We start from the raw sequence: 21,796 nt of genomic DNA, 5'->3' as shown, positions 1-21,796 counted from the left end.
ACATTCTAATGCCCTAGACTATCTCCCACGATGGATTCGCAAGCTCTTCTTTCCTGGTTCGATGCCAATGAACGCGACCTGCCGTGGCGCCGGCCTGGCACGAGCGCGTGGGGTGTGCTGCTCAGCGAGGTCATGAGCCAGCAAACCCCGGTCGCGCGCGTGGCTCCGGTGTGGGAGGAATGGATGCGGCGCTGGCCCACCCCGGCGGACTTTGCCCAGGCCACCCGGGCGGAGGTACTGCGCGCCTGGGGCAAGCTGGGCTATCCGCGGCGTGCGCTGCGCCTGTGGGAGTGCGCGGCGGCCATTGGCGAGGGTGAAGTGCCGGCGGACGTCGATAAGCTGCTGCGCCTGCCGGGCATCGGTGACTACACCGCGCGGGCCGTGGCGTGCTTCCACTTTGGGATAAACGTGCCGGTGGTCGATACCAATGTGCGGCGGGTGTATGCGCGCGCGGAGGACGGTAGGTTCTTGGCGCCGCAACCGTCGAAGCGGGAATTAGCGGCCGTGGCGGAGCTGTTGCCGGCCGAGAATGGGCCGCGTTTTTCGGCCGCGCTCATGGAGTTGGGCGCGCTAGTATGCACGGCGAAGAATCCTTCCTGCGAGCAGTGCCCGCTGCGCGCGAGCTGTGCGTGGCAGCTCGCTGGCCGGCCGCAGCCCAGTGCAGAGGAGCAGGCGCGGGCGAAAAAGCGCGTGCAAAAATTCGTCGGCACGGACCGACAGGTGCGCGGCAAGATTCTGGACGTGCTGCGCGCGGCGGAGCGGCCGGTGCCGCAGTCCGAAATTGACGTGGTCTGGCCCGATGCGGCACAGCGCTCCCGGGCGTTGGCTTCGCTGCTTGCCGACGGCCTCGCCGAGCAAAACGACGCCGGCCTGTTCCACCTCCCTATTTAGGGCGTTAATAATGGCCGGCTATAATCGCAGGTCGCGATCCCGAAGGTGTGATCTGGTTAACGCCAGCGGCCGCGGAAATTGAATCCACCCGGCAGGTTCACCCACATGCCGCCGCGGGAATTGAATGTGACCGGCCCTACCTTGGTAGACATCGACGCGCCGGATCCGGAGACGTTGATCCAGCTATTCTTGCCGGTCTTTTTTCTTGAACGATACTGAAGTCCCATGAGCATTTATTTTAGCAATTCCACTTCCACCGTTCCTACTGCGCAGTAGGTTTTGGGCATGGAAAAGATTTGTATGAGACTCCTCACAGTTTGTTCACTAATCCTCGGCTCCCTCCTGCTGCCGCCGGCCGCAAATGCGGCGGTAACCTCGACTCGGCCTTCGCCGCACGTACTCGATGGCATCGGCCGCGGCCAGGCGTTCACGTATGACACCACTACGGATGATGGTCGGCCGATTCAGGCCTCGGCAACGTTGTACGAGCCCAAGGCGCCGTGGCGCGGGAAAGGCGAACGGCCCACAATCATCTTTGCGCCCGGCACTCGCGGCGCCGGGGACCAGTGTGCACCATCGCGGGCGGGCATGGGCTTAGGTTCGGTAGGGCTGAGCAAGGTCGGCTCCCCCACCATCAACGCGAACTACGAGTACGGCTTCTACATGGGTGCGCTCCACCATGGCGCCCGAGTGATAGTCGCGGATCTCATCGGCCTGGGCATGCCAGGCCACCACACCTATGTCAATCACATTGAGGAAGCACACGCCATGCTCGATGCCGCCCGCTCCGGCCTGGAACTGGCGCACGCTCCGCAGGACGCCCCTATTGGGTTTGCGGGCTACTCGCAGGGCGGCGGCGCTTCGCTAGCCGCTGCGGAATTCGCTGACTCTTATGCGCCCGAATTGAACGTGGCCGGAACCTACTCCGGCGCCCCGCCGGCTGACCTGCCCAAGGTCATGAAGGCCATCGACGGCTCTTCCATCGTCCACGTGCTGGGATACGCCATCAATGGCTTTGCCGAGCGCGACCCCCAGTTCCGCGACGCCGTACTAGAAGAATTCAATCCTCGCGGCATCGACTTCTTGCGCTCGGCGGCCACCAGTTGTACGGGTGACTCCATCCTCATGTGGGGTTTTAGCAGTACCCGCCAGCTCACTCGCACCGGGGAATCGCTATCCGAGCTGGTAGAGCGCAAGCCCATCTTCAAAGAAACTTTGCTGCGGCAGAACCAAGGCAAGCACCCGCTGAAGGGCCCGGCGATGATCGCTAGCTCGCCACATGATGACCTCATTCCACACGAGCAGGTCCGCGCAGCCGCCGGGGCATATTGCCAGATGGGTGGAACCGTGGACTTCATAGCCGCGCCCGGCACCGCGACAATTCCAGGTGCAGGCGCCGACCACGCTTTACCGCTCTACATCAACATCCCGGTGGGCTTGAAGTACCTCTTTGACCGCTTCGACGGGAAACCGGCGCCGTCCAATTGTGCTGGCTAGAGATCCTGAGCATAAGAAAACTGCACGCAACGAAAAACCACCCAGCCTCGCAGAAAGCGAGATGCTGGGTGGTCTTAACTCGTGTTCTTGTTTACATCGGCTGACCGGCGCCTGCTGGCGGCGGGTTGTGGCCGTCGTCATCGGAGTCGGAGCCGGACTCTAGGTCGGTTCCGGCGGCGGTGGAGCCGCCATCGCCCGGAACGTCCGGGGTGATGGTGTCGGGCTCGCCGGCATCGGTGGAGTCGGCGTCGTTTTCGCGCACCTCGGCACCGTCAAGCTGCGGCTCCTCGGTGTCCTCCGGCAGAGGCTTCGGGCGCGGGCTGAAGGTGAACTTCGCGCCCGTGTTGTCCTTGGACTCGCCGTCCCAGCCCTCGACGTCGACGGTGATGATCTCACCGGCGCCGATTTCGCCGAAGAGGATCTTCTCAGAGAGCTGATCCTCAATCTCGCGCTGAATGGTGCGGCGCAGCGGACGAGCGCCCAAGACCGGGTCAAAGCCTCGCTTAGCCAGGAGGTCCTTGGCCTTCTGTGTGAGCTCGATGCCCATATCGCGCTCATCCAGCTGCTTGGCCACGCGGCCGATGAGTAGCTCGACCATCTCCACAATCTGCTCTTGGGTGAGCTGGTGGAAGACGACGATGTCATCGATACGGTTCAAGAACTCTGGGCGGAAGTGCTTCTTCAGCTCGTCGTTGACCTTCTGCTTCATCCGGTCATACTGGGCATCCGCATCGTTTTCGGAGGAACCAGTAAAGCCCAAGCCCACCGGCTTCGAGATGTCCTGGGTGCCCAGGTTCGAGGTGAAGATGAGAACGGTGTTCTTGAAGTCGACGACGCGACCTTGGCCGTCAGTAAGGCGGCCATCTTCCAGCACCTGCAGGAGGGTGTTGTAAATCTCCTTGTGGGCCTTCTCGATCTCATCGAAAAGCACGACAGAGAACGGCTTGCGGCGAACCTTCTCGGTCAGCTGGCCACCCTCTTCGTAGCCAACGTATCCCGGAGGGGCACCGAAGAGGCGGGAAGCGGTGAAGCGATCGTGGAACTCTCCCATGTCGATCTGGATGAGGTCATCATCCGAACCGAAGAGGAAGTTAGCCAGGGACTTCGACAGCTCGGTCTTACCCACACCGGACGGGCCGGCGAAGATGAAGGAGCCGGACGGGCGGCGCGGGTCCTTGAGGCCTGCACGGGTGCGGCGGATGGCACGGGAGACGGACTTGACCGCCTCGTCCTGGCCAATGATGCGCTTGTGCAGCTCCTCTTCCATGTTGAGCAGACGGTTGGATTCCTTCTCCGTCAGCTTCAGCACCGGGATGCCGGTCCAGTGCGCCAGAACCTCGGCGATCTGGTCCTCGCCTACCTCGGCGATTTCCTCCAAGTCGCCAGAGCGCCACTGCTTTTCCTTCTCTGCGCGCTCCTCGCCCAGCTTGCGCTCCTTATCGCGGAGGCCGGCTGCCTTCTCAAAGTCCTGGGCATCGATGGCCGCTTCCTTTTCCTTGCGGACCTCAGCGATGCGGTCATCGACCTCGCGCAGGCCCTTCGGCGCGGTCATGCGCTTGATGCGCATGCGAGCACCAGCCTCATCGAGGAGGTCAACGGCCTTATCCGGCAAGAAACGGTCATTGATGTAGCGATCCGAGAGGGAAGCTGCAGCATGCAGCGCCTCATCGGTGTAGGACACGCGGTGGTGCGCCTCGTACTTATCGCGCAGGCCCTTCAGGATCAAGAAGGTGTCATCCAGGGAAGGCTCCTCCACCTTGACTGGCTGGAAGCGGCGCTCCAGGGCGGCATCCTTCTCGATGTGCTTGCGGTATTCCTCAAGGGTCGTAGCACCGATGGTCTGCAGCTCGCCACGAGCCAGCTTCGGCTTGAGCAGCGAGGCTGCATCGATGGCGCCTTCAGCAGCACCAGCACCAACCAGGGTGTGGATCTCATCGATGAACAAGATGATGTCGCCACGCTGGTTAATCTCCTTGAGGACCTTCTTCAGGCGTTCCTCAAAGTCACCGCGGTAACGGGAGCCGGCAACCAGGGAACCCAGGTCCAGCGAGTAAAGCTGCTTATCCTTGAGGGTCTCCGGAACCTTGCCGTTGACGATGTCGAGCGCCAAGCCCTCAACGACGGCGGTCTTACCAACGCCCGGCTCACCGATGAGAACCGGGTTATTCTTCGTACGGCGAGACAGCACCTGCATGATGCGCTCTACCTCGGACTCACGGCCGACGACCGGATCGAGCTTGCCGTCCTTAGCGGCCTGGGTGAGGTTGCGGCCGAACTGGTCGAGCACCAGGGAATTGGAACGCTCGCCGGAACCGCCGGAGCCGCCACGGCCGCCCGCGCCGGCACCTGCACCAGCACCCGCGCCGACCGGGCCGGAGCCCTGGCCGTTGGAGGAACCACCCTCCTGCTGGCCGCCCTCATAACCGGACAGCAGCTGGATAACCTGCTGGCGCACGCGCGGCAGGTCGGCGCCGAGCTTGGTCAGCACCTGGGCGGCAACGCCGTCGCCCTCGCGAATGAGACCCAACAGCAAGAACTCAGTACCGATGTACTTGTGTCCCATCTGCAGGCCTTCGCGCAGGGAAAGCTCCAGGACCTTCTTGGCACGTGGGGTAAAGGGGATGTGGCCGGTGTGCGGCTGGCTGCCCTGGCCGATAATTTCCTCGACCTCGCGGCGGACATCCTCCAGGGAGATACCCATGGATTCCAGCGCCTTGGCGGCCACGCCTTCGCCCTCATGGATAAGGCCGAGCAGGATGTGCTCGGTGCCGATGTAATTGTGGTTAAGCATGCGTGCTTCTTCCTGCGCCAAAACGATGACGCGGCGAGCACGATCGGTAAACCTCTCGAACATGATTCCCCTATACTTTCGCTTCTAATGTGATACCCACTCTAACGCGGCAGTCCGCCGATAATTTCCGGTTTTGTTCCCAGATGCCCGCAATAGAGCCAGAATCCGCCATAATCGCAGCTCACGCGGGTGTACGCCGGTAGCGAACAGGGGCATGGGCATGTAATCTAGAATCGTTTTATTGTTCCCTGCCCCTCCCCACTATTTAAGGACGTCGCGACCGTGCCCCAGCTTCCTGAGTTCTTTGCCACCCAACACAACCTGCACGAATTGGCCGTGTTGGATGAGGCGCCATCGTCTACCCTCTTTGCGGTCGAAGATGGAAACACGCACCAGCAGCTGAGCGTGGAAATCTTCGCGCCGGAAATTACCGGCGTGGTGGACAAGTCCACGGCACTGCATGGGTTGCACCACCCAGCCATCGCGCCGCTGGTAGGCACGGGCACTACCGCGGATGGGCAGGAATTCATCGTGCGCGAAGGGGTTTCCGGAACCCAGCTTTCTGAGCTTCCCAATGATCTCAGCCGCGAGGAGGCCGCCGACGTCTTCGGTCCGCTGGCGGGTGCGGTGGACTTCCTAGTTTCCCGCGGGCGGGCAGATTTTGCGGTGCATGGGTTAAGGGAGGCCCGGGTGGGCGTCCATAAGCAACGCCAGGTTTCGGTGCTGGCTGCGGCCGGTCCGTCCGGCGAAGAGCACGGCGATGCAGTGGCGGCGTTTGAGGAGCTCGTTGCCCGCAAATGCCCAGAATTTAAGCCCACTGGCACGGCCGAGAGCGCCAAGGATGTAGTGTCTCACCTACACCCGCAGCGCGATTTCGATACCGCGCAGATTCCGCGCGTGCAGGAGCCGGAGCCACGCCCTCAGCAGCAGTTTGCCCCGCCGCAACAGCCGCAGCCGATGACCCAGCCCATGGCGCAGCCGCAGCAACCGATGGCACCCGCGCCGAAGAAGAAGGGCAAGGGCGGGCTCATTGCGCTCATCACGGTGCTGGCGGTGGCCGCGATTGCTGCTGCGGCCGCGCTGTGGTTCTTCCTGTCCTACCCCAGCTGGAATGACAAAGAGCAGAACTTGGCGGATGCGTACCCGGACTTGGTGGGCTCCCGCAGCGGCCAGGACGGCTTCGATGGGGCTAAGTGCTCCTCGCGCGAGCCGGAGCCTGGCCAGGAGGCCAAGATTTCCTGCGTGGGCGATGGGTTCAACTACATCGTGACCTACTACCCCAGCGTGGAGGAGCGCGATGCCATGCTTCCCGACGCCGAACCGGTCGAGCTTTCCAATGACCAGTGCACCATCCAAAGCTTTGAGACCACCGCGGATGTTCCGACCTACGTGATGGCCGTGGAAGGCACCCAGTCCGCATTCCTGGTCTGGGGCGATAAGGCAGAAGAGGAGCGGCTGAACCTGCCGCTGTGCGCCTCTTAATTTGTCCTTGTTCCTATTCCGCGGAGGGTACGCGCTTGAGGAACGGGGCCAGTACGACGACCACCAGCGAAAGCACGCCGGCAAAAAGGAAGGCCCAGTGCGCGCCGTGAGCCGTCGCGGCGGCCTCGTTCATGCCTTGGGCCGCGCCGGACTTGGTGCCACGGGTCAGGAAGGTCATCAGGAAGGCAGTGCCGGCCGCGCCCGCCAGCTGCTGCAGGGTATTGAGGATGGCGGAGCCGTGCGAGTAGAGCTCGTCTGGCAGGGAGGCCAGGGACGTCGTCATCAGCGGCGTCATCATGAGCGCAATGCCCAGGGCAAAAAGGATGTGCATGCCAATGACCATCCATACCGCGCTGTCCTCGTTGAGCAGGGTCATCAGCCACGTGCCCGCGGCTAGGAGCAGGGCGCCGGGGATCATGAGCGGGCGGGGCCCGTGGATGTCATAGAGGCGGCCGACCATCGGCGAGATGCCGCCTTGGAGCAAGCCGCCGGGCATGACGACGAGCCCGGTAACCAGCGAACTTACCGCCAGGGAGGTCTGCAGGTAGATGGGCAGGATATTGACCACGCCGAGTAATAGCCCAAACATGAGCAGCATGCCCAGTACCGCCACGGTGAAGTTGGGAACCGTAAACGGGCGCATGTCCAAAAGAGCGCGATTGTCCTTGGCCAGGCGCAGCTGGCGGCGGGTGAAAAGCGCCAAGGCCACGAGGCCAACGATGAGGACGATGATGTCTACGAGGCCATCTCCCTCCAGCATGTTTTCCAGGGACGATACGGCGTAGACCAATCCGCCAAAGGCGAAGACGGACAGGACGACGGATGGGAAATCCAGCGGGGTATCGCGCTTATCTCCCACGTTGACCAGGCGGAAATAGCCGGCGGCGCAGATGAGGCCGAGCAGCGGCACCATGGTCCAGAAGATGACGTGCCAGCTAGACATGCTCAACACGAAGCCACCTACAGTGGGCCCGAGCGCCGGAGCCACGGAGATCACCACGGAGATAATGCCCATCACGCTGCCGCGGCGCTGCGGCGGGACGAGGGTCATCGCCACCGTCATCAGTGTAGGGATCATCAAGGCGGTGCCGGCCGCCTGGAATACGCGCCCCACCAGCAGCACGCCGAAGGCCGGGGCGAGCGCCGCCAGCACCGTACCGGCAAGAAATACGCCCGACGATGCCAAGAAGATCTGCCGGGTGGTGAACTTATCCATGAGAAAGCCGGTGGTCGGGATGACCACGCCCATGGTGAGGAGGAAACCGGTAAGCAGCCACTGGGCAGAGGTCGCGGGGATGCCGAAGTCCGCCATGATGGTGGGCAGCGCCACCGACAGGGCGGTCTCGTTCAGGATCATCACCATCGCGCCGAGGACGAGGATGGTGAGGTTGATTTTTACCTCTGCGGAAATGTGGGGATCTGGTTTCTGAGACACCCAGACAGGATACTGAGGCCGCGGGTGCGGGGAAAGTCGAGGAGTATAGTTTTAGTGTCTTCATCCGCGCGGTGAGACCGCGCCACCCGAGCCTAAAGCGAGGTACACTCCAGTGCGATTTCTCAACGATTCCCACCCGCCATACGAATTGACCTACTCCGACGTTTTCATGGTGCCGAGCCACTCCGAGGTGGGCTCGCGCCAATCGGTAGACCTCACCACTGAGGACGGCACCGGAAATACCATCCCGCTCATCGTGGCCAATATGACTGCCGTGGCCGGGCGCCGCATGGCCGAGACCATCGCCCGGCGCGGCGGGCTAACCATCCTGCCACAGGACCTCTCCTTGGAAGCGGCCGCAGAAACCATCGCCTCCGTAAAGGCGGCGGACTTGGTTTATGACACCCCGATTACCGTCAAGCCGCACCACACCGTGGGCTATACCAGCAACCTTTTGCACAAGCGCGCCCATGGTGCCGCCATCGTGGTCGACGGGGACATGCCCATCGGCATCATCACCCCGAAGGACCTGCGCGGACAGGATAACTTCACCGCCGTCGGCCAATTGATGACTACCGACTTGGTCACGCTGCCGGTGGGCATTGACCCACAGGAGGCATTTACCAAGCTGCGCAAGACCTCCCGCAAGCTAGCCCCGGTGGTCAACCCGGATGGCACCTTGGCTGGAATCCTCACGAGGAAGGGTGCGGTAAGGGCGAAGATGTATAGGCCGGGCGTCGACAAGCACGGCCGCTTGCACATCGGTGCTGCGGTGGGCATCAACGGTGACGTGGAAGGCCGCGCCCGCGCCTTGGCGGAGGCCGGTGCTGATGTCCTCGTCATCGATACTGCACACGGACATCAGGAAAGCATGCTTACCGCGCTGCGCAAGGTTAAGGCGCTGGATCTGGGGCTTCCCATTGCCGCCGGCAATATCGTCACGGCCGAGGGTGTGCGCGAGCTGGCAGCGGCCGGCGCGGACATTATCAAGGTCGGTGTGGGCCCGGGCGCGATGTGCACCACCCGCATGCAGACTGGCGTGGGCCGCCCGCAGTTCTCGGCCGTCTTAGAGTGTGCTGCGACCGCCCGGGAGGTAGGCGCCCATGTATGGGCCGACGGCGGCGTGCGCGACCCGCGCGATGTCGCCCTCGCACTGGCCGCGGGTGCCTCCAATGTCATGATTGGCTCCTGGTTCGCCGGCACCTTTGAGTCCCCAGGTGACCTGCACAAGGATGCCGACGGTGCCTTCTATAAGGAGTCCTTCGGTATGGCCTCGCGCCGGGCGGTGCGCGGCCGCAACTCCGATACCGAGGCCTTTGAGCGCGCCCGCCGCGAGATGTTCGAAGAGGGCATTTCTACCTCCCGCATCTACCTCGACCCCGAGCACGGCGGCGTGGAGCACCTGGTGGACCGGATTATCTCTGGCGTGCGTTCCTCGTGCACCTACGCCGGCGCCGATTCCCTGGCCGCCTTCCGCGAGCGCGCCACCGTGGGCGTGCAGTCTGCAGCCGGCTTTGCCGAGGGGCAGCCACGCGCCACGAACCGCTGACAGGCTGCATGCTACGTTGACAGATATGTTGACTCGCTATGACCAAGCGGCCTCCCGCGCGGCCGCGCAGGTTATGGGGCAGTACTCCACCAGTTTCTCTCTGGCCACGCGGCTTTTGCGCGGGCGGGTGCGCGCCGATATCCGCCACCTATACGCGGTGGTGCGCATTGCAGACGAGCTTGTCGACGGCGCCGCAGCCCAAGCCCACACCGACCCCGCGACCGCACTGGATGCCTACGAGCGCACCATCCTGGCCGCGCCGCAGCAGCGACTGCACACCGACCCTATTGTGCACGCTTATGCCATCACCGCTCGCCGCTGCGGCTTCCACCGCGAGCACCTTGTTGCCTTCTTTAGCTCCATGCGCGCGGACCTCACCCAACACGAATATTCCCCGTCGGAGCTACAGGACTATATCTACGGCTCAGCGGAAGCCATCGGGCTATTGTGCCTGCAAATTTTCTTGGCCGAGGAGAATGTCTCCCCTGCCGACCACGCCGCCATGGAGCGCGGCGCACGCGCGCTAGGGTCAGCCTTTCAGAAGATTAATTTCCTACGTGACCTGCGCGAGGATAGCTCCACTTTGGGACGCACCTATTTTCAGCAGGCCCCATCTGGACGGATTGATGAGACCTCCAAGTCCGCGCTCATCGCAGAGATCCGCCGAGAGCTCGCCACCGCCGCGCTCACCATCGACTTGCTCCCGGCGTCCGCGCGGGTCGGTGTGAGCGCGGCGGCGGATATCTTTGCCGAGCTCACCAATCGCCTCGCCGCCACCCCGGCTACGGCGCTTGCCACTACGCGGGTATCCGTTCCGAACCACACCAAGGCTTGGCTCGCGGCCCGCGCGGTGCGCCGTCGCGGCCACAGCAGCCAGACCTCGGCCACGGCCGAAAACTAAGGAGAACATCATGCACGCCGTCGTCATTGGAGCCGGCATCGCCGGCCTCGCCACCGCCGCTTTGCTCGGCCGCGAGGGCTACGAGGTCACCGTCGTGGACTCGCTGGATGAGGTAGGCGGGCGCGCCGGTAGCTTTGCGGAGGCCGGCTTCCGCTGGGATACCGGACCGTCCTGGTACCTCATGCCCGAGGCTTTCGATCACTTCTTTGCGCTGTGTGGCACCTCTACCGAGGCGGAGCTGGACTTGGTGGACCTCTCCCCCGCCTACCGCGTCTTTCATGGCGATGCGCCGGTGGATGTGCACTCCGGCCCCGAGGAAGTCGCCGCACTCTTCGAGTCGCTGGAGCCCGGCGCGGGCGAGAAAGTCCGGGAATACTTAGCGCAGGCCAGCGATACCTACGAGATGGCGCTCAAGCACTTCCTTTACACCACCTTCTCCGCGCCGCTGAACCTGGTGCACCGCGATATCCGCACCCGGTTGTCCCGCCTGGTGGCTCTGCTTTCGGTGAACCTAAAGCAGTACGTGGGCCGAACGTTTTCTGATGCTCGCCTGCGCCAAATCTTGAGCTACCCGGCGGTCTTTTTGTCCTCCGAGCCGGCGGCCGCCCCGGCACTGTATTCCTTGATGAGCCACACCGACCTAGTGGAGGGCGTGCGCTACCCGCAGGGTGGCTTCGCGGCCGTGGTCCAGGCCATCTACCGGCAGGCTCAGAAGTTTGGCGCCACCTTCCGCTTGGGCGAGGAGGTGACCTCCATCAAGGTCGCCAACCGGCAGGTCACGGGCGTGCGCACGAATAAGGGCGCCATCCACGCCGATATCGTGGTCTCGGCGGCGGACGTGCACCACACCGAGACCCAGCTTTTACCACCCCAGCTGCGCACCTATCCGGAGCGCTACTGGGGCCGGCGCAATCCGGGCTTAGGCACCGTGCTCGTTTTGGCCGGGGTGAAAGGCGAGCTGCCAGAACTAGCGCACCATACGCTGCTTTTTAGCCAGGATTGGGATCTGGATTTCCGCGCCGTCTATTCCGGGCCGGAGCCCTCCCGGCCGTTGGGCGCCTCGGAGTCCATCTACGTGTCCAAGACCTCGGCCACCGACCCGAACGTAGCGCCCGCGGGCCACGAAAACCTCTTCATTCTGGTGCCGGTGCCGGCCGCGGAGGCACCCGGGTTCGGCAACGCCTACCACGCAGAGGCATCCGAGCGCGTTGCCGCGATTGCCGACGCCGCCCTCAACCACATCGCAGCCACGGCCGGGGTGCCGGATTTGGTAGACAGGGTCGTCGTCAAGCGCACGCTCGGCCCGGCCGACTTTGCCGAGCGCTACCATGCTTGGTCGGCCGGTTCTATTGGGCCCGCGCACACGCTGCGGCAATCGGCGTTCTTGCGCGGGCGCAACGCGTCGCGCAAGGTCGGCGGGCTCTACTACGCGGGTGCCACCACCGTGCCGGGCGTGGGCGTGCCGATGTGTCTGATTTCGGCCGAGAACATTATTAAGCGCCTGCGTGGCGATACCTCCGCCGGGCCGCTTTCACACTAGCCCAGGTACAGCAAAAGCCGCCAGCCACGCGGGCTGACGGCTAGCGATTGGCCGCTGGGCGGCTACTTCTGTTCTGGCTTAACCAGTGGGAAGAGCACGGTTTCGCGGATGCCCAGGCCGGTCAGGGCCATCAACAGACGGTCCATGCCCATGCCGGTGCCGGCCGTAGGCGGCATGCCCTGTTCCATAGCGGCAAGGAAGTCCTCGTCCAGCACCATGGCCTCGTCATCGCCACCGGCGGCCAGGCGAGCCTGATCCTCAAAGCGCTCACGCTGGATAACCGGGTCCACCAGCTCGGAGTAGCCGGTTGCCAGCTCGAAGCCGCGAACGTAGAGATCCCACTTCTCGGTCACGCCCGGCTTGGAACGGTGCTGACGGGTCAGCGGGGAGGTCTCAACCGGGAAGTTCTTGACAAAGATGGGGCCTTCCAGCTGGTCCTCGCACAGGACCTCCCAGATTTCCTCCACCAGCTTGCCGTGGCCCCAGCCGCCGTCCTTGGGGACGTCAAGGCCAATGACGTCTGCAATGCCCTTGAGCGTCTCGACGTCGGTATCGATGGTGACCTCCGGCTGGCCCGGGAACTTGCGCTGCAGGGCCTCATTGAGGGAGGGGTACATCTCGATTTCGGGCCACTCTTCGCCGCCGAAGTCGAACTCGGTGCCATCCGCCAGGGTGACGGTGGTGGAACCAAAGACGTCGCGCGCTACGGCCTGGATGGACTCGCGCGTCATGCGGGCGCAATCGTCGTAGTCGCCCCATGCAGCATAGGTCTCCAGCATGGCGAACTCCGGCGAGTGGGAGCGGTCCACGCCCTCGTTGCGGAAGTTGCGGTTGATTTCGAAGACGCGGTCAATGCCGCCGACGACGGCACGCTTCAAGTACAGCTCCGGCGCAATGCGCAGGTAGAGGTCAATATCCAACGCATTGGAGTGGGTGATAAACGGGCGAGCGGCCGCGCCACCGTGCAGGGTCTGCAACATCGGGGTCTCGATTTCAACGAAATCCTGGCTTTCCAGGTAGTTACGCAGCGCGCGCATGACCTTCACGCGGATCATGGCGTTCTTGCGGGCCTCTTCACGGATAATGAGGTCGTTATAGCGCTGGCGCACACGGGTATCTTCTGCCATATCGGCAAAGGACACCGGCAGCGGGCGCAGGGACTTAGCGGCCATGGTCCACTCTGAAACCATGATGGACAGCTCGCCGCGGCGGGAGGAAATTACGCGGCCGCGCACGGAGATGAAATCGCCCAAGTCAACATCGGACTTCCAAGCGTCGAGGCGCTCCTTGCCTACCTCGGCCAAAGAAAGCATGGCCTGCACCTGGGTGCCGTCGCCATCTTGCAGGGTGGCAAAGCACAGCTTGCCGGTATTGCGCATAAAGATAAGGCGGCCGGCAATGGCGTGGGTTACCTCGGTTTCCTCGCCTGGGGCCAGGTAGGTCACGCCTTCTTCCGTGCCCGGCTCTTCACCCTCGGCCACTACGCGGAAATCGTGGCGCAAATCCTTCAAAGAGATGGTGCGCTCAACGGTGACCGGGTAGGCCTCTACGCCGGATTCCAGCAGGCGATCGCGCTTCTCGCGGCGGATGCGCAGCTGCTCAGGGACATCGTTTACTTCATTATTCTTCTGCTCGCTCACGTTAGCCTAGGGTAGTCGATCCCCACCGCAGCACGCGATTTAGCCCATGCCACCCTCACCCCGGAAAAGATTTACGCATAATTCACTTCACCGTCACCTCCGCGCCAACGCACTGTTACTGAGATCCCCTTATATATATGGCTGTCCCCGTGTCTAAACAATATTTTCAACCCATTTGGAGCAGTAACTATGGCGCTTAAAGGCCGCAACCTTCTCTCTAGTCTCTTTGCCTCCTCTCGTTCCAGCCTGACCTGCACCTACAAGTGCGGTAATGCTTGCTTTGGCGAGTGCGAGAACAAGTCCAATAACCCGTACTTTGCTGACCAGTTCTCCCGCCGTACCGCGCTGCGTGCGGGCAGCCTGTCCGTCGTAACCGTTGGCGGCGGCGCTGCTTTGGCGGCCTGCTCCAACCCGGATGACGCGTCCAACGAGGCTTCCTCCTCCGAGGGCAAGGGCGGCAAAACCTCTGAGGCGAACATTGAGCTCACCTCCGCAGAGGGCATGAAGTTCGACCCAGTACAGCCAAACGAGAAGGACGAAGTGGTCATCCCGGATGGCTACGAGCAGTCCGTCCTCATTGCCTGGGGCGACCCGCTGTTTGAGGACGCGCCGGAATTCGATGACAAGAACCAAACCGCCGAGGCAGCTGAGAAGCAGTTCGGCTTCAACAATGACTTTGCGGGCCTTATCGAGCACCCGGACGATGACAACCGCCTTATCTACGTCTGCTCCCACGAGTACACCACCGAGCCGCAGATGTTCCCCAACTACGATGCGGATAACCCCACCGAGGAGCAGGCCAAGATCGGCTGGGCTGGTCACGGCCACTCCATCGTGGAGGTATCCAAGGTAGGCAAGACCGGCGAGCTCAAGCGCGAGTTCGGCCCTCTCAACCGCCGCATCACCGCCACCACCGAATTCACCCTGGTGGGCCCAGCTGCCGGCTCCGATTACGTCAAGACCTCCGCCGATAAGACCGGCAAGAAGGTCAAGGGCACCCTGAATAACTGCTCCGGCGGCATCACTCCGTGGAATACCATGCTCTCTGGCGAAGAGAACTTTGACCAGTACTTCGCCCACGCCAAGCTGGATGACAAGAAGGCGCAGGAGTCCCTGGAGCGCTTCGGCATGGAAGACGGCGAGTCCCAGCGCAAGTGGGAGCGCTTTGATAAGCGCTTCGACGTCTCCAAGGAGCCGAACGAGCCGAACCGCTTTGGCTGGCTCGTAGAAATCAACCCGCTGGACCCGAAGTCCACCCCGGTCAAGCACACCGCGCTGGGTCGCTTCAAGCACGAGGCCGGCAATATCCACATCGCATCCGATGGCACCGTCGTGTGCTACTCCGGCGATGACTCCCGCTTCGAGTACATCTACAAGTTCATCTCCACCAAGAAGTACAAAGAGGGCGACATCGAGCACAACCTCACCATCTTGGACCACGGTACCCTGTACGTGGCCAAGGTAGAGGGCAACTCCCCAGAGGATGAGATTGACGGCTCCGGCGTGCTGCCAGAGGATGGCGCCTTTGATGGCAAGGGCGAATGGATCAAGCTGCTGACCTCTGATACCGAGAACAATAAGTTCGAGTCCCACGTTGATGGCATGTCTGCCGAAGAGGTTGCCGTCTACACCCGTGAGGCCGCCGATAAGGTGGGCGCCACCAAGATGGACCGTCCTGAGGATATGCAGGTTCACCCAGACTCCGAGAAGGTCTACGTCGCCCTGACCAACAATAAATACCGCGGCGCTACCGGAGAGAACGCCAAGAAGAACAAGGAAGAGCCGATGGAGTGGGCTCCTATCAAGGAGAACAAGAACGGCCTGGTCATGGAGATTGAAGATGACCACGCTGGCGAGAAGTTCACCTGGAACCTCTTCCTGGTCTGTGGTGATCCGAAGGAGGCCAATACCTACTTCGGCGGCTTTGATAAGGAGAAGGTATCCCCGATTTCCTGCCCGGATAACCTGGCCTTTGATAGCCACGGTAACCTATGGATCTCCACCGACGGCAACGCCCTTGAGTCCAACGATGGCCTCTACGCCGTGACCACTGAAGGCGATACCCGCGGCGAGCTCAAGTGCTTCCTGACGGTCCCGGCAGGTGCTGAGACCTGCGGCCCCATCGTCACCGATGAGCGCGTGATGGTTAACGTTCAGCACCCAGGTGAAACCGATGACGCTACCTTTGAAAAGCAAACCTCCCACTGGCCTGACGGTGGCAAGTCCACCCCTCGCCCAGCAGTGGTTGTGGTGTGGAAGAAGGACGGCAACATCGGCGTCGATAAGAAGTAAGCACCACCTGGTTTAAGCACCTACCGCGCGGCCCTCGTTCCTCCGCTGGAACTGGGGCCGCGCTGTTGTTTTCCCTGCCGGCAGTATGAGGTACTGCGCCGCCTGCGCCTTCCAAATATAAATCCACCCGCCGGTCTCCCCCACGGGCTAATACCTATGTGAGTTATGGCATACTATCCGCACATGTGAGACACGCCACCCAACTGCCCACGAGGAGACGCACACTATGAACTCTCTAGTTCTCGCCATCATCGGCATTGCGATGATGGGCGCCGGCTATCTGCTCTATTCCAAGTTCCTAGGAAAGGGCATTTTTCGGCTATCCCCGAACTACTCCACCCCGGCCCACACCATGGAAGACGGCGTGGACTTTGTGCCCACCAATAAATACGTCCTGTGGGGCCACCACTTCACGTCCGTGGCGGGCGCCGCGCCCATCATTGGTCCGGCCGTAGCCGTCATCTGGGGCTGGGTTCCGGCGTTTCTCTGGGTCACCCTCGGCACCGTCTTCTTTGCCGGCATGCACGATTTGGGTGCGCTGTGGGCGTCGCAGCGCCACAAGGGCCAGTCCATCGGCACGTTGTCTGGGCGCTATATTGGCAAGCGCGGGCGCAACCTCTTCCTCATCGTCATCTTCCTGCTGCTATTGATGGTGAATGCGGCCTTCGCCGTGGTCATTTCGAACCTGCTAGTCTCCACGCCTACGGCCGTAATCCCTACCTGGGGCGCCATCGTCGTCGCGCTGCTTATCGGCCAGGCCATCTACCGCCTGAATTGGAACCTGCCGCTGGTCTCCATCGTGGGCGTTGTCGCACTCTACGCGTTGATGATCATCGGTGACCGCGTGCCTGTGGTCCTACCAGATACGGTCTTGGGCATCCCCGCCAACGGCGTGTGGATCATCTTGTTATTCATCTACGCCTTCATCGCTTCGATGCTGCCGGTATGGGTGTTGCTGCAGCCGCGCGACTACATCAACGGCCTCCAGCTCTTTGTGGGACTGGCCATCTTGTACGGCTCCTTCCTCATTACCCGCCCTACGCTTGCCGCACCGGCGCTGCGCGACAACGTGCAGGAGGGCACCCCGGGCATTTTCCCGCTGCTCTTTGTCACCATCGCCTGCGGCGCTATCTCCGGCTTCCACGGCGTGGTGGCCTCCGGCACCTCCTCCAAGCAGGTGGATAAGGAAACCGATGTGCGCTTTGTGGGGTACTTCGGCGCCGTGGGCGAGGGCCTGCTCGCGCTGGGCACCATCATCGCCACCACCGCAGGCTTTAAGTCTCTGCAGCAGTGGGAAGAGATCTACTCCGAGTGGAATGCCGGCGGGGTGGAGGCCTTCGTGCAAGGCGGCGGCGCGCTCATGAACGAGGGCATGGGCATTCCCACGTCCCTCTCCGGCACCATCTTGGCCACCATGGCCGTCCTCTTCGCCGCCACCACCATGGACTCGGGCGTGCGCCTGCAGCGCCTAGTGGTGCAAGAAATTGGCGAGATCATGGGTGTGCGCATCAAGGCCCTGGCCGCCACCGTCATCGCGGTGGGCTTGGCCTTCGGCCTGACCTTCTCCGCCGGTGCGGATGGATCCGGCGGCATGACCATCTGGCCGCTATTCGGCACCACCAACCAGCTCATGGCGGGCCTTTCCTTGGCCATCGTGGTGGTCATCCTGACCCACCTGCGCCGGCCGACGTGGCCGGTGGTCATCCCGCTCATCTTCGTTACCGCCATGTCACTGTGGGCCGCACTCCTCCAGCTGAAGTCCCTCTTTACCAGCCAGAACTGGCTGCTATTCTGCATGGACGTCATCATCGTGGTCGCCGCCATCTGGGTCATTGTGGAAGCCGTTGGCGCCATTTCCCGCGCCCGCAAGGAGACCCCGCTGGAGTGGACCGATGGTGACCTTGACGCCCCACTGCCCGAGCATGCTCGACAAGCTTAAGGCACTTGCGGCCGGGCTCAATGAGTACTACCAGGCCCCGTATCGCGCCAGCTTTGCCAAAGCCCAGCAGCAAGAAGACGATCTCTTCTTGATGCTGGTTGCCTCGGAGGCGCTCGGCATCCCCAACCCAGCCAGCTACTACACCCTGGAGCTTTTGCCGTTGGTTTATGAGGATTTCCACGCCTGGCATACCCGCATGGGAATGGATAGATCCCCGCTGGAGAATATTCAATGTTGTTAGAGACCGCACCCATCATGTTCTTTGGCGGCAAGGGCGGGGTGGGTAAAACTACCCTGGCCACCGCTACCGCGCTGCGCCTGTCCCGTGAGCACCGCGTCTGCCTGGTCTCCACGGACCCGGCGCATAACCTGGGGCATATTTTTGGTGCCTCGCTTGGCGACGCCCCCTCAAACCTCACCCCTACCCTGTCCGCCATCGAGATCAACCCAGCGCACGCGACCGAGCAACACCTAGCGCAGGTAGGGAACTCGATGCGCCGCTTTATGCCCGAACACCTCCATGGCGAGGTGAAGAAGCACCTCGATCTAGCCCGGCAATCGCCCGGCACACAGGAGGCGGCGCTATTGGAGCGCATCGCGGCGCTGGTCGTGGAGGAGTCGGACTTCGACTACCTCATCTTCGATACCGCCCCCTCTGGGCACACTTCGCGGCTGATGGCCCTGCCGGAAATCATGGCCGCCTATACCGACGGATTGCTCTCCCGGCGCGAGAAATCCGATAAATTCGGCTCACTGGTGCGCGGAATGTCGCAAGGAAGCGGCGCGGATAATGACCCGGTGGACCGGCGCAATCAGGAAATTCGCGCCACGCTTTTCCAGCGCCGCGAGCGCTTTGCACAGCTGCGCACCGCGCTTACCTCCCCGCGCACCGTGTTCCACATCGTGCTCACCGCCGAGAGCCTGCCCGTGCTGGAATCAGCCGAGTTCCATGCGGACCTCACGAGCAACGGTGTGCGGGTGGGATCCATGCTGGTTAACCGGCGCACCCCGGAGAACCAAGGCGAGTTCCTTGCCGCCCGGCGCGCCGCCGAGGATGAGGCACTCGCACTCCTGCGCGCCCAGCTGCCCGATACCCCGGTGCGCGAGGTTCCGTGGTTGCCGGAGGAAGTGGGGACTCCGGGGGCCGTCGGCAAGCTGGCGGCCTACCTCTAGCTCCACCCGCCCGCGCCGCTGTGGGCTCGGGTCTGCTAAAACCGAAACTATGACTTTGCTCACCAACGAATACCTATCCCACTTGCGCAAGGAGGCCGCGGCCGATTCCCGGCTGCGCATCGCGCGCAACGCCATCACCAACGTCGGGGCGGCGAAAGCGGCCCTAGACCGCGACCGCATCACGTCCCTCTACCCCACCACCGAAGTCAAGCTGGATAGCCTGGGCGTATCGGACCAGAAGCGCTCAGGCCGCTGCTGGATGTTTGCGGCGCTGAACGTCTTCCGTCACCGCGCGGCCAAGGAGCTCAATGTAGATAACTTCGAGTTTTCTTTCACTTACCTGCAGTACTTTGACAAGCTGGAGCGCGCCAACCTGGTGCTCAACCAGCTGCTGGACAAGAAGGACGCCGGCTGGGACGAGCGCACCGTCGCCGCGGTGCTAGACCACGCGGGGGCCGATGGCGGCTGGTGGTGCTTCTTTAGCAACCTGGTAGCCAAGTACGGCGCCGTCCCTGCCGAGGTCATGCCGGAGGTGCGCTCGTCTGGCAATACCGCGGAGATGAACCGCGACCTCGCCACGGTGGTGCGCCGCGCCGCCGCCCAGGACGGCCCGCGCGAAGACATCCTCGCCCAAGCGCGCAAGGATATCCACCGCATCCTGGCCATCCACCTGGGCACCCCGCCGGAGGAATTTACCTGGGCGTATCGCACCAAGGACGAGCAATTCGTGCGGCTGCACTCCACCCCGCGCGAGTTTGCGGATAAGTACCTGCCGCGCCTGGACGAGTACGTGGTGCTGGCCGATGACCCCCGCTCCACCAACCCCAAGCATCGCGTGTTCAGCAGCGCCGAGGAGACCAATGTGCTGGGCGGCGCACCGCAGGAATACCTCAACGTCAGCGCGGCCGAGCTGAAGGAAACTGCCAAGCGCAGCCTGGCGGCCGGTGAGCCGGTGTGGTTTAGCTGCGATGTCAATCGCCAGTTCTCCTTCCTCAACGGCGTATGGGACGAGGGATTGGTAGATACCGATGGCCTTTACGGCATCGATTCCTCCATGAGCAAGGAGGAGCGTTTTACCTCTGGCGAGACCGCTCCCACCCACGCGATGGTGCTCACCGGCGTCGATGGTGACCGTGCCTGGCGCGTGGAGAACTCCTGGGGCTCTAAGCCGCCGCGCAAGGACGATGGTGAGGATGTGCCCGGCAAGGGCTTTGCCACGATGGCCGATGCCTGGTTTGACCAGAACGTCTTCCACATCGCCGTCCGCAAGAAGCACCTAAGCGACGCGCTTGCCCAGGCCCTTGCCACCGAACCGATTGAGCTTCCCCTCTGGGACCGGATGAACTAAGGAGAATCGAGAAATGACAGAGATTAACCCGAACGAGGTTCATGCCGCCAATGCCGAGCTCACCAGCGATGCCACGCTGCGCCTGGTACGCAATGGGGTGGCCCAGGAGGGCGTCGACAAGCTCAGCCTCGACCGTGAGAAATTGCGCAGTCTTACCCCGGTAACCAGCCATAAGCTAGATTCCTGGGGCGTGGCCGACCAGAAGGCTTCCGGCCGCTGCTGGATTTTTGCCGGCCTCAATTCCCTGCGCGGCGGGCTCATGGACAAGGCCAAGCTCAAGGACTTTGAGCTCTCCCAGACCTATATTTACTTCTTCGACAAGCTGGAAAAGGCCAATTGGTTCCTTACCGCCATGGCCGAGTTGAAGGACCGCGAGATTACGGACCGCACGGTGACCAAGCTCATGGATGATCCCATCGATGACGGCGGCCAGTGGTCCATGTTCGTCGCCCTGGTGGAAAAGTACGGCGTGGTGCCGCAGTACGCCATGCCGGAGACCGCCTCTTCCGAGGCCACGGCGACGCTTAACCGCAACCTGCAGACCGTGCTGCGCCGCGCCGCCCACCGCATCCGCAGCGGCGAAGAGGGCGCGCATGAGCAGGCGCTTGCCGACGTCTACCGTATCCTCACCGCCAACCTTGGCCTGCCACCCGAGGACTTTGTGTGGCAGTACCGCGATAAGGACGATGAATTCCACCGCGCCGGCACCTATACCCCGCAGGAGTTTGCCCGGGAATACCTGCCGGCGGACCTAGGCGAGTACGTGTGCGTGGTCAACGACCCGCGCAATGCCTATGGCGAGCTCTACACCGTGGAGTACCTGGGCAACGTGGCGGGAAAGCGCGTGACCTACTTGAACGCGCCTGTGGAGGTGCTGCGCGATGCCGCGCGTGCCTCCATCGAAGACGGCCAGCCCGTCTGGTTCGGCTGCGATACCGACCAGCAATCCGATGATGAGCACGGCGTGTGGGCCAAGCACCTGCACGATTATGAGGCCTTTTACGGAGTGGAGATGGATCTGGACAAGGCGCAGCGTTTGCGCCTGCACGAGTCCCTCATGACCCACGCGATGGTCTTTACCGGCGCCGATATCGCAGACGATGGCACCGTCAATCGCTGGCGCGTGGAGAATTCCTGGGGCCCGAAGAAGGCCGATAAGGGCTTTTGGACCATGGGCGATGACTGGTTCGACGAGTTCGTCTTCGAAATCGCCGTGCACCCCTCCCGCCTGCCGGAGCAATACCAAGCGGCGTTGCAGTCCGAGTCCGTCACCACCCTGCCGGCCTGGGATCCGATGGGCGCGTTGGCGCGTTAAGCC

Annotated in this window: 16 protein-coding genes; 12 read left to right on the top strand and 4 right to left on the bottom strand. The window is 62.7% G+C overall.

The features are described from left to right. The first annotated feature begins 30 nt into the window (after positions 1 to 30). Complete coding sequence (locus MHX61_RS05030) at positions 31 to 891, top strand: A/G-specific adenine glycosylase (RefSeq protein ID WP_049377888.1); 861 nt, start codon at positions 31 to 33, stop codon at positions 889 to 891. Positions 892 to 947: 56 nt separating this feature from the next. Here MHX61_RS05030 and MHX61_RS05025 read toward each other — a convergent pair whose 3' ends face one another. Continuing rightward, entirely contained in the window at positions 948 to 1,118 is a 171-nt protein-coding gene (locus MHX61_RS05025; RefSeq protein WP_080970400.1) for a DUF4236 domain-containing protein, read from the bottom strand. A 73-nt stretch (positions 1,119 to 1,191) separates the two neighbouring features. On the opposite strand from MHX61_RS05025, the gene MHX61_RS05020 reads away from it, so the two are divergent. Then, on the top strand, positions 1,192 to 2,388 hold the full coding sequence (locus MHX61_RS05020; protein ID WP_239193284.1) for a lipase family protein: 1,197 nt from the start codon (positions 1,192 to 1,194) through the stop codon (positions 2,386 to 2,388). A 91-nt stretch (positions 2,389 to 2,479) separates the two neighbouring features. On the opposite strand, the gene MHX61_RS05015 is transcribed toward MHX61_RS05020, so the two are convergent. Beyond that, positions 2,480 to 5,242 carry an ATP-dependent Clp protease ATP-binding subunit gene (locus MHX61_RS05015; RefSeq protein ID WP_204610971.1) on the bottom strand — a complete coding sequence of 921 codons (2,763 nt, stop codon included), beginning with the start codon at positions 5,240 to 5,242 and terminating at the stop codon, positions 2,480 to 2,482. A 219-nt stretch (positions 5,243 to 5,461) separates the two neighbouring features. Here MHX61_RS05015 and MHX61_RS05010 point away from each other — a divergent pair, with 219 nt between their 5' ends. Continuing rightward, positions 5,462 to 6,661 (top strand): serine/threonine protein kinase, encoded by a 1,200-nt coding sequence (locus tag MHX61_RS05010; protein ID WP_239193282.1) that lies wholly within the window; start codon positions 5,462 to 5,464, stop codon positions 6,659 to 6,661. Positions 6,662 to 6,674: 13 nt separating this feature from the next. On the opposite strand, the gene MHX61_RS05005 is transcribed toward MHX61_RS05010, so the two are convergent. Continuing rightward, the gene (locus MHX61_RS05005; protein WP_239193280.1) at positions 6,675 to 8,096 is read right to left on the bottom strand and encodes an MDR family MFS transporter; all 1,422 of its coding nucleotides are present in this window, start codon (positions 8,094 to 8,096) and stop codon (positions 6,675 to 6,677) included. Positions 8,097 to 8,208: 112 nt separating this feature from the next. Here MHX61_RS05005 and MHX61_RS05000 point away from each other — a divergent pair, with 112 nt between their 5' ends. From MHX61_RS05000 to crtI, 3 genes are read left to right on the top strand one after another with little or no spacing between them, the layout of a single operon-like run. After that, entirely contained in the window at positions 8,209 to 9,645 is a 1,437-nt protein-coding gene (locus MHX61_RS05000) for a GuaB1 family IMP dehydrogenase-related protein (protein WP_239193278.1), read from the top strand. Positions 9,646 to 9,670: 25 nt separating this feature from the next. Then, complete coding sequence (locus tag MHX61_RS04995; RefSeq protein ID WP_239193276.1) at positions 9,671 to 10,546, top strand: squalene/phytoene synthase family protein; 876 nt, start codon at positions 9,671 to 9,673, stop codon at positions 10,544 to 10,546. A 10-nt stretch (positions 10,547 to 10,556) separates the two neighbouring features. Further along, the gene (gene crtI, locus MHX61_RS04990; protein ID WP_239193274.1) at positions 10,557 to 12,086 is read left to right on the top strand and encodes a phytoene desaturase family protein; all 1,530 of its coding nucleotides are present in this window, start codon (positions 10,557 to 10,559) and stop codon (positions 12,084 to 12,086) included. Between the two features lie 62 nt (positions 12,087 to 12,148). Here the strand turns inward: crtI and lysS are convergent, their stop codons facing one another. Then, positions 12,149 to 13,726, bottom strand: coding sequence for a lysine--tRNA ligase (gene lysS / locus MHX61_RS04985; RefSeq protein WP_005325682.1), 1,578 nt, complete (start codon positions 13,724 to 13,726; stop codon positions 12,149 to 12,151). A gap of 189 nt (positions 13,727 to 13,915) precedes the next feature. Here lysS and MHX61_RS04980 point away from each other — a divergent pair, with 189 nt between their 5' ends. The 6 genes from MHX61_RS04980 (at position 13,916) to MHX61_RS04955 (ending at position 21,793) form a co-directional block, all read left to right on the top strand. Further along, positions 13,916 to 16,018 carry a PhoX family phosphatase gene (locus MHX61_RS04980; RefSeq protein ID WP_239193272.1) on the top strand — a complete coding sequence of 701 codons (2,103 nt, stop codon included), beginning with the start codon at positions 13,916 to 13,918 and terminating at the stop codon, positions 16,016 to 16,018. A gap of 226 nt (positions 16,019 to 16,244) precedes the next feature. Continuing rightward, positions 16,245 to 17,957 carry a carbon starvation protein A gene (locus MHX61_RS04975; RefSeq protein WP_239193270.1) on the top strand — a complete coding sequence of 571 codons (1,713 nt, stop codon included), beginning with the start codon at positions 16,245 to 16,247 and terminating at the stop codon, positions 17,955 to 17,957. Further along, positions 17,941 to 18,198 (top strand): cory-CC-star protein, encoded by a 258-nt coding sequence (locus MHX61_RS04970; protein ID WP_005329921.1) that lies wholly within the window; start codon positions 17,941 to 17,943, stop codon positions 18,196 to 18,198. The genes MHX61_RS04975 and MHX61_RS04970 overlap by 17 nt, the downstream gene beginning before the upstream one ends. Continuing rightward, entirely contained in the window at positions 18,189 to 19,130 is a 942-nt protein-coding gene (locus MHX61_RS04965) for an ArsA family ATPase (RefSeq protein ID WP_239193268.1), read from the top strand. Before MHX61_RS04970 ends, MHX61_RS04965 begins: the two co-directional genes overlap by 10 nt. Before the next feature lie 49 nt (positions 19,131 to 19,179). Next, positions 19,180 to 20,478, top strand: coding sequence for an aminopeptidase C (locus MHX61_RS04960; RefSeq protein WP_239193266.1), 1,299 nt, complete (start codon positions 19,180 to 19,182; stop codon positions 20,476 to 20,478). A 13-nt stretch (positions 20,479 to 20,491) separates the two neighbouring features. Continuing rightward, a complete protein-coding gene (locus MHX61_RS04955; RefSeq protein WP_239193264.1) occupies positions 20,492 to 21,793 on the top strand; it encodes an aminopeptidase C in 1,302 nt (433 codons plus the stop codon). The last annotated feature ends 3 nt before the right edge of the window (positions 21,794 to 21,796 follow it).

The sequence above is a fragment of the Corynebacterium sp. ACRPF genome, from assembly GCF_022347395.1.
Classification (GTDB): domain Bacteria; phylum Actinomycetota; class Actinomycetes; order Mycobacteriales; family Mycobacteriaceae; genus Corynebacterium; species Corynebacterium tuberculostearicum_D.
The sequence above is the reverse complement of the archived record's forward strand: the minus strand, read 5'-3'. Positions and strand labels throughout refer to the sequence as shown.